The organism is Amycolatopsis oliviviridis (assembly GCF_014654365.1).
GTDB classification, from domain to species: Bacteria; Actinomycetota; Actinomycetes; order Mycobacteriales; family Pseudonocardiaceae; genus Amycolatopsis; species Amycolatopsis oliviviridis.
In genome coordinates, this window is record NZ_BNAY01000004.1 from 575,283 (window position 1) to 587,852 (window position 12,570).

General features: G+C 69.1%; 12 protein-coding genes and 1 pseudogene. 9 read left to right on the forward strand and 4 right to left on the reverse strand.

Translation table 11 applies throughout. The features are described 5' to 3' along the window. Nucleotides 1-102: 102 nt before the first annotated feature. The 9 genes and pseudogenes from IE302_RS20645 to IE302_RS20685 all read left to right on the forward strand — a co-directional run bounded on the left by IE302_RS20645 (nucleotide 103) and on the right by IE302_RS20685 (nucleotide 9,164). The gene (locus IE302_RS20645) at nucleotides 103-1,764 is read left to right on the forward strand and encodes a thiamine pyrophosphate-binding protein (RefSeq protein ID WP_268246770.1); all 1,662 of its coding nucleotides are present in this window, start codon (nucleotides 103-105) and stop codon (nucleotides 1,762-1,764) included. A gap of 247 nt (nucleotides 1,765-2,011) precedes the next feature. Next, nucleotides 2,012-2,182 (forward strand): hypothetical protein, encoded by a 171-nt coding sequence (locus IE302_RS20650; RefSeq protein ID WP_005163371.1) that lies wholly within the window; start codon nucleotides 2,012-2,014, stop codon nucleotides 2,180-2,182. A gap of 286 nt (nucleotides 2,183-2,468) precedes the next feature. Then, nucleotides 2,469-2,672, forward strand: a complete 204-nt coding sequence (locus IE302_RS20655) for a cold-shock protein (RefSeq protein ID WP_005163378.1) — start codon at nucleotides 2,469-2,471, stop codon at nucleotides 2,670-2,672. Nucleotides 2,673-2,865: 193 nt separating this feature from the next. Continuing rightward, on the forward strand, nucleotides 2,866-3,738 hold the full coding sequence (locus IE302_RS20660) for a diacylglycerol kinase family protein (RefSeq protein WP_191256114.1): 873 nt from the start codon (nucleotides 2,866-2,868) through the stop codon (nucleotides 3,736-3,738). Nucleotides 3,739-3,810: 72 nt separating this feature from the next. After that, entirely contained in the window at nucleotides 3,811-5,073 is a 1,263-nt protein-coding gene (locus tag IE302_RS20665) for a GAF domain-containing protein (protein WP_191256115.1), read from the forward strand. A 103-nt stretch (nucleotides 5,074-5,176) separates the two neighbouring features. After that, nucleotides 5,177-6,160, forward strand: a complete 984-nt coding sequence (locus IE302_RS20670; protein ID WP_229907869.1) for a sensor histidine kinase — start codon at nucleotides 5,177-5,179, stop codon at nucleotides 6,158-6,160. Further along, nucleotides 6,127-6,698, forward strand: a pseudogene (locus IE302_RS20675) (response regulator). Before IE302_RS20670 ends, IE302_RS20675 begins: the two are co-directional and overlap by 34 nt. Nucleotides 6,699-6,804: 106 nt before the next feature. Then, nucleotides 6,805-8,199, forward strand: a complete 1,395-nt coding sequence (locus IE302_RS20680) for a GlnX family signal transduction membrane protein (RefSeq protein WP_191256116.1) — start codon at nucleotides 6,805-6,807, stop codon at nucleotides 8,197-8,199. Further along, on the forward strand, nucleotides 8,199-9,164 hold the full coding sequence (locus IE302_RS20685; protein ID WP_191256117.1) for a glutamate ABC transporter substrate-binding protein: 966 nt from the start codon (nucleotides 8,199-8,201) through the stop codon (nucleotides 9,162-9,164). Before IE302_RS20680 ends, IE302_RS20685 begins: the two co-directional genes overlap by 1 nt. 43 nt (nucleotides 9,165-9,207) lie before the next feature. Here the strand turns inward: IE302_RS20685 and IE302_RS20690 are convergent, their stop codons facing one another. The 4 genes from IE302_RS20690 to IE302_RS20705 all read right to left on the reverse strand — a co-directional run bounded on the left by IE302_RS20690 (nucleotide 9,208) and on the right by IE302_RS20705 (nucleotide 12,538). After that, a complete protein-coding gene (locus tag IE302_RS20690) occupies nucleotides 9,208-10,701 on the reverse strand; it encodes a hypothetical protein (protein ID WP_191256118.1) in 1,494 nt (497 codons plus the stop codon). A gap of 19 nt (nucleotides 10,702-10,720) precedes the next feature. Further along, nucleotides 10,721-11,266: a DUF3558 family protein gene (locus IE302_RS20695; protein WP_191256119.1), complete on the reverse strand. Its 546-nt coding sequence runs from the start codon at nucleotides 11,264-11,266 to the stop codon at nucleotides 10,721-10,723. Nucleotides 11,267-11,274: 8 nt separating this feature from the next. Beyond that, the gene (locus IE302_RS20700; RefSeq protein WP_191256120.1) at nucleotides 11,275-11,691 is read right to left on the reverse strand and encodes a hypothetical protein; all 417 of its coding nucleotides are present in this window, start codon (nucleotides 11,689-11,691) and stop codon (nucleotides 11,275-11,277) included. 94 nt (nucleotides 11,692-11,785) lie between these two features. Next, nucleotides 11,786-12,538: an ESX secretion-associated protein EspG gene (locus tag IE302_RS20705; RefSeq protein ID WP_229907870.1), complete on the reverse strand. Its 753-nt coding sequence runs from the start codon at nucleotides 12,536-12,538 to the stop codon at nucleotides 11,786-11,788. Between the last annotated feature and the right edge of the window lie 32 nt (nucleotides 12,539-12,570).

Below are 12,570 nucleotides of genomic sequence, written 5' to 3' on the forward strand. Positions count from 1 at the left end.
TTGCTCGAACACGTTCCGATATCGGACATTCCACCGCTCCGGGATTGCCGGAATCGGAAGATCGCTTGACGGCACCGATCACCGCCCGCCTAAGCTAATCCCATTAGATACCAACCGGGAGCGTCCGTCGCCCAGACGGCCGTGCGGATCCTGACCGAGGCGCAGATCCACCGCGTGTACGCGGTGGTGGGTGAGTCCTTCCTGGATCTGCTCGACGCGCTGCAGCGGGAGCGGTCGATCACCTTCGTTTCGGCGAGGCACGACTCCGGCGCGGCCTTCATGGCCGAGGCCGAGGGCAAGCTCACCGAGCACCCGGCCGTGCTGCTGGCAGGCCGCGGTCCGAGCGCGGCGAACCTCGCGATCGGCGTCTCCACGGCGTACCAGGACGAGAGCCCGATGGTCGTCCTGCTGGAGAACCCGCCGTCCAATCCGGGGCCGACCAGCGAACTGCCCACCGCGGACCTGACCGCGATGTTCGAGCCCCTCGCCAAGTGGACCGGCCGCGCGGAATCCCCGGACGAGGTCCCCGGCCTGCTGGTCGAGGCGCTGACCCGCTGCCGCGAAGGGCGGCCGGGGCCCACCGTCGTCGCCGTCCCCGCCGACTTCTGGGGCGTCCCGTTCGATTCGGCCAAACCGGTCGCCTCGGTCAAGGCGCCCGCCACCGGCGCGCTCGGCCGCACCGCCGAGGCGGTCGCGCAACTGGTCGACGAGGCCCGCTACCCGGTGGTGATCGTCGGCGGCCGGGCGCGCGCGGCGCGCGAAGAGCTGATCGCCGTCGCCGACGAGCTCGCACTCCCGGTGTACAACGCGTTCCGCCGCCAGGACGCCTTCCCCGAGAACCACGCGCGCTACGCAGGCCACCTCGGTATCGGTATCCCCGCGCGCCAGCTCGACGCGCTGGAGCGCGCCGACCTCGTGCTCGCCCTGGGCACGCAGCTCGACGAGGTCACCACCCAGTCCTTCCGCTACCCGACGCCGTCGCAGACGCTGGTGCTGGTCGGCACCGGGATCGAGCCCGCCCGGCGCGGCGGCCTGACCTTCCGGGTCGACTCCGAGGTCGAGCCGTTCCTGCGCGAACTGCGCGACGTCGCCTCGCCGAGGACCCGTCGCGCATCGGCCGCGAACGCCGCCGTGCACACCTTCATGACGCCGCCCGACACCAGCGGCGCCACCCGCGTCCACCCCGCCGACGTCATCCGCGCGGTACGCAAGCTCGCGCCCGAAGACGCGATCGTGACCAGCGACGCGGGCAACTTCGCCCAGTTCATGCACCGCTACTGGTGTTTCACCGCGCCGCGCAGCCAGCTCGGCCCGAGCAACGCGGCCATGGGCTACGCGGTCCCCGCGGCGGTCGCGGCCAAACTCGCCGAGCCACGCCGTACAGTGATCGCGATGGTCGGCGACGGTGGCGCGCTGATGACCGGGCAGGAGATCGAGACCGCTGTCCGCTATCGGGTGCCGGTGACCGTCCTCGTGTTCCAGAACGGACTCCACGGTCCGCTCGCCGTGCACCAGGCGCGCAAGCACGGACGGCTGTCGGGCGTCACCGTCCCCGTCACCGACTTCGCGTCGTGGGCGCGCGGGCTCGGCGCCGCCGGGTACACCGTCGACGACCGCGAGGAACTGGAGCCGATCATCGCGAGCGCGCTGGTCCGGCAACGGCCGTGCGTGATCGACATCAGGACGGATCCGGACGTGGTGACCCCGGACATCCGGCTGACGAGCCTGCTGGGCGCCGCGCGGCCGCAGCAGGGCGGGCAGTAGGAGCCGCGGTTTTCTCAGGGGATACACAGAAACCCTTGTGACGCCGCCTTCACCAGCTCCAAAGTGTGGGAAAGCGATGACGACTCGGCCGACTTTCGGTCGCGGAGACCGGATTTTGTCGGTCGGCCGTGGCACAATCGCGGCAACACCGAGAGTCCGATATGGACCGGAGTGATCACCGGTGGGGTTGTTGGCACGCAGGGCGTTACGTCCTACTACGAGCATTGTGTTGACACTGGGAGAAAACATGGCTGACGAGACGAAGCCACAGGACAAGTCCGTTTCCGGCGTGGTGCCGGTGCTGTTCAGCGCGGACGCGGAGACCCACGACATCGCCGTCGTGGCAACGAACCGGGAGGCGTTGCGCCGTTCGCCGTTCGGCGCCGAGGTACCGCTCCGGGCGGCCAGCGGCGAATAGCCGAGCCGCGAGGGGTACTGTGCCGTCAAGAGTGACCGCGCCGTCAAGAGTCGCTACGCCATGGGGAGTACAGTGCGTCCGCGCACACCAGGGTGAAGGCGCTTGTCGGCCTGCGTGAGGTGTGCTTTACTGCTCCAGGTCTCGATTTTTGTGTTCGTGTTGGTTCACGCTCGCAGAACTCAGCGGGCGTAGTGTCTCCTCGTGTTTCCGGGGAAGCAAACCGTCTGGTCATGACCCGGGCTGCCGACGTGGCTTCCTGTTTGTTTGTGTTGCATATGGAGATTTTATGACTCAGGGCACTGTGAAGTGGTTCAACTCCGAGAAGGGGTTCGGCTTCATCACTCCCGACAACGGCGGCGGCGACGTCTTCGTGCACTACAGCGAGATCAAGGGCAACGGCTTCCGTACCCTCGAGGAGAACGCCCGCGTGGAGTTCGAGATCGGGCAGGGCGCGAAGGGTCCGCAGGCCACCTCGGTCACCGTGATCTGATCCAGGTTTTCCAAGCAGGGCCGTCTTCCCCTCGGGGAGGCGGCCCTGCTGCTTTTTCACGGTGCGGCCGCCCGTCCGACTGACCAAAATGGCCGTGTTCGCACAGCGAGTCGCGATGCAACCTCGTGCAACTCTTTCTTTCGCGGCCCGGACGTCGTTTCCTTGTAGGACTTGGCGCGGCAGCGGAGGACATGTGGGCGAAGCGGTTGCGGGGATCGTGGCGAACCCCGCTTCGGAGCGTGACATCCAGAGCCTGCGCTCGGCACTCCGCGTGGCCGGGGTCGGCCGGGTGATGGTGTGGACCGAGGCGGGGAAGATCATCTCCACCGTCCGCCGGATGGTGGACGCGGGTGCGAGTGTGCTCATCTGCCTGGGTGACGACGGCCTGATGCGGGCCGCCGCGGCCGCCTGCGGCGACGTCCCGCTGCTCATGCTGCCCACCGGGACCACCGACGAGTCCACCGTCGCCGGGCTCGCCGCCGGGTTGCTCGCCACCCATCAGGTGGACACGGACCTGGTCACGAACCGCGCGACCATCCTCGAAGTCGTCACGAAGGCACGCCGCGAGATCGCGCTGACCGACGTCAGCGTGTGTTCGGAGAGCCGGTGGGACCCCGCGTCGCTGACCGAGCTGTACTGCACGTTCGCCGTCCCGGACGGGATCGGGCTGTCGAGCATCCCCGGGCGGTTGTGCCCCAGTCCTAAGTCCACTGTGGACGGTGTCGCGGTTTCGCTCGGGCCGGTCGACGAGACGCCGTACGTCGTGCAGGCGCCGATCGCGCCCGGCGAGGTCCGGTCGGTGGGCGTGCGGGGCTGGAGCGTGCTGCATCCCGGGGTCCGCGTCGACCTCGCCGCCGCCGGCGGTTCCATCGCGCTCGACGGCCAGCCGCACTTCGTGCTGAAACAAGGAGACAGCGCTTTCGTCGAGCTGAAGCCCGACGGTCCGTGGTGCGTCGACGTCCGCGCCGTGATGGCCGAGGCCACCAGGACCGGCCTGCTGCTGGGACGACGGCCCAAGGGCGCCTTTCCCGCGTCCCACCTGGTGGACGCGCCCTTCACGCGGTAAGCCTCGCCCAGGTCACAGAGACCTTCCGAACGCCGCGCCGCCCGGGCACACTGGCCGAAACGGACCAAGGGAGTGGGCCAGGTGCAGCTGGAGGCGGCGTTGCCGGTCGGCGCGGACCCGCGGCTGCACGCGCGCGCCCTCGCCAAGGTGCACGAAGCCGCGCTAGCCGGGACCACTCTCCCGGGGCATCCGCGCGCGGTCATCGGCGCGTCCTGGCGGCGCATGCGCCGGCTCGGCCTCGACCCGGACCGCGGCGCCCCGGTGCCCGCGCTCGCCCCGGACCAGCTGGAAGCCCGCCGTCGTGAGAGCGGCCTCGCCGCCGTCCTGCCCGCCTTGCGCGGGGGCCTGATCAGCCTCGCCGAGCAGGCCGCGCACATCATGGCCGTCGTCGACGCCGACGGCCGCGTCCTCTGGCGCGACGGCAGCACCGCGGTTCGCCGCCGCGCCGACGCGCTCGGGTTCGTCGAGGGCGTCGACTGGCACGAGAACTCCGCCGGTACCAACGCCATCGGGACGGCGCTGGTCGCCAGGCATCCGGTGCAGGTCTACTCCGCCGAGCACTACGTCCGGAACCAGCACGATTGGACCTGCGCCGCCGCGCCGCTGCACGATCCTCGGGACGGCAGGCTGCTCGGTGCCGTCGACCTCTCCGGTCCGGCCTCCACGGTGCACCCGACGACGCTGGCCCTGGTCGACGCGGTGGCGAAGCTCGCCGAAGCGCATCTGCGCACCACGCATCTCTCGGAACTCGAAAGGCTGCGCGGACTGGCGTCGCCGCTGCTCACCAAGCTGAAGGGCCGGGCGGTCATCGCCGACCCGCACGGCTGGGTCGCGGCCTCGGCCGGTTTCGTCCCGGTCGGCCGGATCGCGCTGCCGAACGACGCGACTGCGGGCCGGACCTGGTTGCCCACCTACGGGAACTGCCTGCTGGAGCCGCTGCCCGGAGGCTGGCTCGTCCGGGTCGCCGATGAGGAGGACGCACCGCCGACCCGCGTCGTCCTCGACCTGACGTCGTCTCGGGAGAGCACGCTGCGCGTCTCGGGCGCGGCGGGCACTTGGTCGCATCGGCTGAGCCCGCGGCACGCGGAGATGCTGTACGTCCTCGCTCTCCACCGGGACGGGAGGTCGGCGTCGGAGCTGTCGCTGGACCTCTTCGGCGACGCCGGCCGCACCGTCACCGTCCGCGCGGAGATGTCCAGGATGAGGCGGCATTTCGGCGGGATCCTGCTGGCCAGGCCGTACCGGTTCGACGACGGCGTCGAGCTCGTCGTCGAACGGCCCGCGGACGGGGGCGAGGTCCTCCCGTACTCCGTCGCGCCCGCAGTCCGCGCCTGAAACCTCCACCTCCGGCTCAACCCATCGTCCTGCTGGGGTTCCTGGCGTACCGCCTGATCCTGGTCGAGATGGTCACGCGGCTGAGCGATCACTGAGGGGACTCATGGGGAAGCGGGAAAGGCCGCTGCTGCCGGACACGATCGCGCCGAGCCGGCTGGTCGTCCAGCTGCTCGGCACGGCCGCGGTCGTGGTGGTGCTGCTGACCGCACGCGAGTCCAGTCCATGGATCTGGACGGCGTTCGGCGTCTGCGGGGCCTGCTGGCTGGGCTTCGTGGCGGCCTCTCCGCGGTTCCCCCGGGTGGCGACCGTCCTGCTCGGGGTGGCGAGCGTCGCGCCGTCGATCGCACTCGGCTGGGCGGAGGACTCCTCCGCCATCGTGCTGGCGGTGGTCACGGTCAGCCGGTTCGCCACCCTGACCGAGCCGTCGGTGGCGGCCATCCTGGGGGTGGTGGGGCTCGACGCGAGCCTCGCGGCGGTCACCGGCCTGGTCGCGGGCGCGTCCGAACCGCTGGTGTTCGGCAACGTCGGTGTGCTGCTCGTGCTGATGCTGCTGGGGCTGAACCGGCGGCAGTACGAAGTGCAGGCGGCACAGGCGGCCGCGTTGCTGGAGCAGACCAAGCTGGCGCAGAGCGAACACGCGCGGGCAGCCGCGCTCGATGAGCGCACCCGCATCGCCAGGGAGATCCACGACGTCCTCGCGCATTCGCTCGGGGCGCTGGGGATCCACCTGGAGGTCGCCGAAGCCCTGCTGGCCGAGAAGTCCGATGTGGACGGTGCGCTCGGCAGGGTCCGGTTGTCCCGCCGGTTGGCGGCGGACGGGCTCGCCGAGGCGCGGGACGCCGTCGCGGCCCTGCGCAGCGACGTCCCTTCGCTGGCCGAAGCCTTACGCCAGTTGGCGGACGCGCATCACTGCGGGGCGACCTTCGAGGTCTGGGGGGAGCAGCGGCCGCTGCCGTCCGCCCAGGTGGTCTCGCTGGTGGGGGTCGCGCGGGAGGCGCTGACCAACGCGGCCAAGCACGCATCCGGGTGGTCGTGGTCGATGACCAGCAGGTCATGCGCGAAGGGCTCGTCGCGTTGCTCGGGCTGATGGACGGGGTCGAGGTCGCCGGCTCCGCGGGCGACGGGCGGCAGGCGCTCGACCTGCTCGGCCACACCGCGGCCGACGTCGTGCTGATGGACCTGTGCACGCCGATCCTGGACGGGTGGCCGCGACCAGGCTGCTGAAACGCGATCACCCGGACATCGCCGTCGTCGTCCTCACGACGTACGCGGACGACGCGTCGATCGCCGACGCGCTGCGCGCCGGGGCCCGCGGCTACCTGACCAAGGACGCGGGCCGCGCGGAGATCGGTGCGGCCGTCCGGTCCGCCGCCAACGGCCAGGCGATCTTCGCCGCCGAAGTGTCCGACCAGGCTCGTCGCCGCGCTCGACTCGAGAACGGGTCACTCGCGCCAAGGCCGACTTCCCGGATGGCCTCATCGCGCGGGCTGTCCAATCCGGAAATCGCCGCCGAACTGTTCATCGGCGAGGCCACCGTGAAAAGCCACCTCAACCACGCGTTCGCCAAGATCGGTGTGCGCAATCGTGCGGAGGCGGTGCGGTACGGCCTGGAAAAAGGCCTCTGACGCTGCCGGGAGATCACGTGCCGATGACACACGCCGGTGTCACTGGCTGCGCCGATCCCGACTCGGATACCTTCTTTGCGGGTAGAGCCAATGGGGAGGATCGGCGATGACGAGCACTGTGACCCGGCCGGGGCCGCCGGGCAGCCCCGCGCCGCCCCCTGCGCCGGAAGGCCGCAGCGGGATCGCCGGGCTGCTCGAACTGCCGGGGAACGGGATCCGCGCGATCATCCGGTCCGCGGCGACCACGCCGGGCAGGCTTTCGGTCATCGCGATCGGGCTCGTCCTGCTGTCGCTGGTCGCCGGCCTGTTCGGCGCGCTGGCGGCACAGGACAAGAAGGACACGATCAACGGCCTGATCGACCACCGTGAACCGCTCGCGGCCGCCGCGCAGCAGGTCTATCGCGCGCTTTCGGACGCGGACGCGACGGCGGCCAGTTCGTTCCTCTCGATCGGCACCGAGCCGCTCCCGATGCGCCAGCGGTACGAACGCGACGTCGCGGAGGCCGGTGCGGCGCTCGCGAAGGCGGCGTCGGACTCGTCCGGCGTCGGCGAGGCGGCCGAGCAGATCAACACGCTCGGTCGCGAACTCCCTGTCTACACAGGACTGATCGAGACGGCACGCACTTACAACCGGCAGGGATATCCCGTCGGTGCCTCGTATCTTCGGGAAGCCTCCGAACTGATGCGGGCGAAAATCCTTCCCGCCGCACAGGATCTGTACCGCATCGACACCGACCGGCTCGCCGCCGAACAGGACGACGCGACCGGATTCCCTTGGCTGGCAACGGCTTTGCTGCTCGCCCTGCTCGCCGCGCTGATCGTCACGCAGGTGCACCTGACGCGGAAGACCAACCGGCTGCTGAACGTCGGGCTCGTCGTCGCGTCCGTGTCGGTCGTGGTCGCTCTGCTGTGGGGCGCGGTGGCGGTGATCGTGCAGAGCAGCCTCGTCGGCAGCGGTGAGGAAGACGGCTCGCACCAGGTGGACGTCCTCGTGCGCGCCCGGATCGCGGCCCTGCAGGCACGAGCCGACGAGACGCTGGCCCTCGTCGCCCGCGGCGACGGCGCGGCGTACGAAAAGGACTTCGGCGATCTCGCCGCGCAACTCGGCGGGACGGACGGCCAGGGCGGCCTGCTCGGCGAGGTCCGCGGCCTCGCGGAGGGCGGCGCGGGCGCGGACAAGGTGGACGCGGCGATCCAGGCGGCGTCGGCGTGGTTCAAGGCGCACCGTGAAGTGCGGCGCCTCGACGACGACGGCTTCTACCAGGACGCTGTCGACATGGCCGTCCGTGACGACAAGAAGGATGGCGCGGCAGGGGCGTTCCTGCGGCTCGACGAGAACCTGGTGGCCGCGATCAACGTGGGACGACAGGAATTCCTCGACGACACCCGCGGTGCCGAACGCGCGCTGACGCTGCTCGCGCCGGGGATCGCGGTGCTGGCGTTGATCGCGGCGGCGGGGGCCGCGTTGGGAATCCGTGAACGGCTGAGGGAGTACCGGTGATGCGGAACGGTCTGCGAACGGCCGTGCTCGGCGCGGTCTTGGTGCTGGCGACGGCTTGCGGCAGCGCGGGGGCGCCGGTCGACCCGGCCCCGGTCGGCGACGTCGCCCCGCCGCAGCCCGCGAACGTCGGCGGTGCCGACAACGCCGGCGGTGGCGGGACGACCGACACGAGCTGCAGCCCGCTGGCCAGCCTGCGGCCGACCAGCGGCACGTCGATCACCAGCGGCTCGACGATGGCGAGGATCAAGCAGAACGGCAAACTCGTCGCGGGCGTCGACCAGACGACGTTCCTGTTCGGTTTCCGGAATCCGACGTCGGGTCAGCTCGAAGGCTTCGACATCGACATGGTCAACGAGATCGCGAAGGCGATCTTCGGCAGTGCGGAAGGCCGCGTGCAGTTCCGCGCGATCCCGTCGAAACTGCGGGAAGACGTGCTCGAAAAGAAGCAGGTCGACATCGTGGTCCGGACCTACAGCATCACCTGCAGCCGGCTGAAGAGGGTCGCCTTCTCGACGGCGTATTACCAGGCGGGGCAACGGATCCTGGTCGAATCCGGATCGAAGGTCACCCAGCTCTCGGATCTCGCCGGGCGGCGGGTGTGCGCGACCAAGACGTCGACGTCGTTGACGAAGATCGCGGCGGATCCCTCGAAGCCGGTGCCGGTCTCGGTGGACAACTGGTCGGACTGCCTGGTGATGCTGCAGCAGAAACAGGTCGAGGCCGTTTCGACGGACGACGTCATCCTCGCCGGGATGCTCGCGCAGGACCCGACGCTGAAGATCGTGGGGGACCGGTTCACCGAGGAGAACTACGGCATCGGTGTCCCGAAGGAGAACGAGGACATGGTGCGGTACGTGAACGCCGTGCTGGAGAACGTGCGCGGTGGCGCGTGGCAGACGAGCTACGCGAAATGGATCGGGAACAAACTCGAAGGCGGGACACCGCCCTCACCCCAGTACAAGTGAGAACGGGCCGTTCGGGAGTCGCTTCCGAACGGCCCGCTTCGGGTTATGGGGACTTCTCGCCGATCACCGGCGGCACCGGCTTCATTTCGCCGTCGTAGCCGCCGAACAACACGTCGGCGTCTTCTTCCTGCAGGTAGTTCGGGGCCTTCTTTTCCTTGTCCTCTTCCTTCTGCCCCTTGCCGCCCGGGCCACCGGCCCCCATCGGGCCCTGCCCACCGCTCTTGCCCGCAGCGGCCGCACCACCCCGGGTGACCCGCTCCTCGGGCAGCTTGCCCGAGCCCGAACCACCGCCCTTGCCCGCGAGCTTCTCGGCCTCACCGGCCGAAACCTTGCCGCCCGCGAGCCGCTCGGCGACGTTGCCCGAACCGCCGTTGCGCCCGAACCCGCCGCCTCCGCCGCTGGTCAACCGGCTCGCCGCACTGCCACCCGGCCCGGTCGGCGTCCGGCCGGGCTTGCCGCGATACTGCTCGCTGCCCAGCCGCCCGAGCCCGGTGGGGCCGGGACCGTTCACGGCCGCCAGCCCCGGCGTCGGCCCGGGCCGGAACGATCCGGGCGGCCCGCTGAGCGGCTGGTTCGGCCCCGGCACCCCGGTGTGCCCGCCGCCCGTGGTGATCCCGGGCCCCGGTCCCGACGTCGGTCCCGGTCCGCCCGAGTAGCCCGGACCGGACACCCCAGGACCGGATCCGGGGCCAGGCCCCGGTCCGCCGCTGAAACCCTTGGCCTCGGTACCCCCGGAAAACCCGGACGCCGTCGTCGAATCGCCCATTTCCGGCGGCGGGGCGAAGGTGGGCTGCTTGGAATTGACGTCGAAAAGCGACTGGTCGTAGGTGTGCATCACCTGCGCGGCCTGCTGGTGCGCCTGGAACGACTGCTCCTGCTTGGCCGGGATGTTGCCGACCGTCTCCACCGCGCCCGCGAAGTTCCCGTTCCCGAGCTGCTGAATCGCGTTCTTGTACTCGGCGTTGCGGTCGAAGGGGATCTCTTCGGGCATGGAGTTCTTCGCCGTGGTGGCCGCGGCCGCGGACTGGGAGAAGCGGTTGGAGGCGAGGTAGGCGCCGTCACCTGCGGTATCGGCCCACTTGCCCAGGTTCTTGAAGAACCCGTGCGCGGCCTCCGCGGACGGACCCTGCCAGTGGGCGCCCTCCTTGTTGGCGGCGCTGCTGAGGGCGTTGCTGAAGGTGTTGAGCGCGTTGCCCTGGTTGTTCCAGATCTCGCCCTTTTGGTCGATCTTCTCGGCGGAGAGGTTGTTGGTGACCATGCCGATCAGGTCGCCGTGCGAGTTACCCTCGTAGCGCTGACCCGACGGCCCGAGCCCGGCCCGGAACTGCTGTCCCTGCGCGAGGCTTTCGGCCTGCTGGCCCGAATACTCGCCGGCCTTCGCCTCCGCCGTCATCCGCGCGGTGAGGTCGTTGCCACCGGGCCCCCGGTTGACCTCGTCGTAGGTCTCCGCGTAGCGATTGCCCTCGTACGTGCGATGGGCCTTGCCGTCGGCGCTCAGCACGGACTCGAAGTTGTCCTGACCCGTGTTCTCCGCCATGGTCCCCTCCCTGATCCGTTCAGTTCCCTCTAGGCAGCTTGGGCGCGACAGCTTCGGCGACGACCATTCCGTCGGCACAAGACTGTTCGTTTGATCCATCTGAAAGGGTCAGCGTGACGCTGGCGCGCGCGTTAGGCGTAACCGCTATACCGATATAGCAGCTCCCGCGCCCGCCATCGCCCGAAAACTGTACGGCCTCGCGTCCGCCGATCTGTACGGTGGTCTTGGTTCCCTGTGAAGGGTTCAGCTTGCCGATTCCCTCATTGCCGACGAAGTAGAGGGAAACGTTTCCGTAGCGCGCTTTCGTCGCTCGGCAGCCGTTGTCGCTCTCCAATGTCTCTGGCTTGTATCCTTCGTAAGCAAGTGTTCTGGTGACGTCTCGCAGCATCTCGCACGAGTCCAGGTCCGCGAAGACTTCCTTGTTCTCGCTGCTGGGAGCTGCGGACTGAGATGCGCTCGGTGCAGGATTGGGTTTTCCTGGCTTCTCGGTCGAGCATGACACCGTCGTGGCGGTCACGACGAGAGCGGCCGCCGCCAGCAGGAACAGATTTGGTGCCGATTTCATTCTCTGTATCAATCCTGTCGAAGGCTCTTTAGGGTCGACTCGTTGTCATGCTCGATTTGATTGAAGTTCTTCTTCGCGGTCTCGATAGCCGTCACGGCTCGTGATATGACGTTCTGCAGTGCCTCGAGCTGGGTCTTCGCCGACTGTTCATCACCATCCGCGACGAGAGTGGCGTGCTTGCCGACGTCGAGAGCGTAGGGACTCGTACCGAGTTCTGGAGCGCGGCCCAGCACGATGAACTGGCCTTTGTTGGTTGCCCAGCTGTCCAGGTAATCCTGCAGCGCGGTCTTGTACGCCTCGCCCATCTCAGGGCTGACCGCGAACCGCCCTTCCTTCGCAGCCGTCACCATCGCATCCGCCTGCGCCGAGAAGTCGCCCAGCATCTTCGAGAAGTCGCCCGGCGGTCCGCCGGTGCCGTCAGTCATGGTCTCTCCCCTGTACCAAGTCCCGGTTACTCGTAGCGCTCGTCAGGTCACGATATCAGCGGAAACGGCCCTGAAGGCCGCCTTCCGGCGAGGATCACGCGCTGCCGACGCGGGCGGCTTCGACCAGGTCGTGGATCCATCGTGCCAGGTGAGAGCCACTCGTCGGGGTGAACGTGCGGCGGACTTCGCCGTCGGGGAAGCGGTCGGTGGTGAGCATGAAGCGGCCCTGGACGCTGTCGAACCACTGGACGCTTTTCTGCTGCGGTTTCCCTCGATCGTCGCGCAGGGTGATGCCGAGTGTGCCGAGTCGCGCGAGCGGGAATTCGAAGAAACGGCCGGCCGCGCCCAGGCGGAGGTTGCCGGGGTCCTCGTTGAACGGGTCGTCCGGTCGTTTGGCCGGGGGGAGGGTGCTGGACGTCGTCACCCGTCCGGGGAACGGCTGCAGCGACGGTAGATAGCCGAGCAGGGTCGAGGTCACCTGATCGGGGTAAACCGGCTCGAAGAGGATGTCGAATCCGCGTTGCTGGCTCACGACGCCCAGACGCTGGTTCCAGGCACCCCGATAGAGGTACTCGGCGTCCTGTTCGACCTCGTGCGCCTCCAGGGTGACGACGAAGTCGCCTGTCGCCCAGAGCCGGAGTGTCTGTTCGTAGTCGCGCAGGAGTTCGCGACCGCGCGCGAAGCCTCGGTCCGCCAGAGCCGACCAGACCTCTTCGCAGTGCCGCTCGCGTTCCGTGACGGTGGTACCGACGGTCGGGATTTCGAAGGGCAGCACGAATCTGCCGAGCCCGAGTTCTTCGAGTACGACGTCGAGCTGGGCCATCGACATCGAAAATGACGCAGGCACCGGTTCCTCCCCCTCATCACCTGCTGAATCGG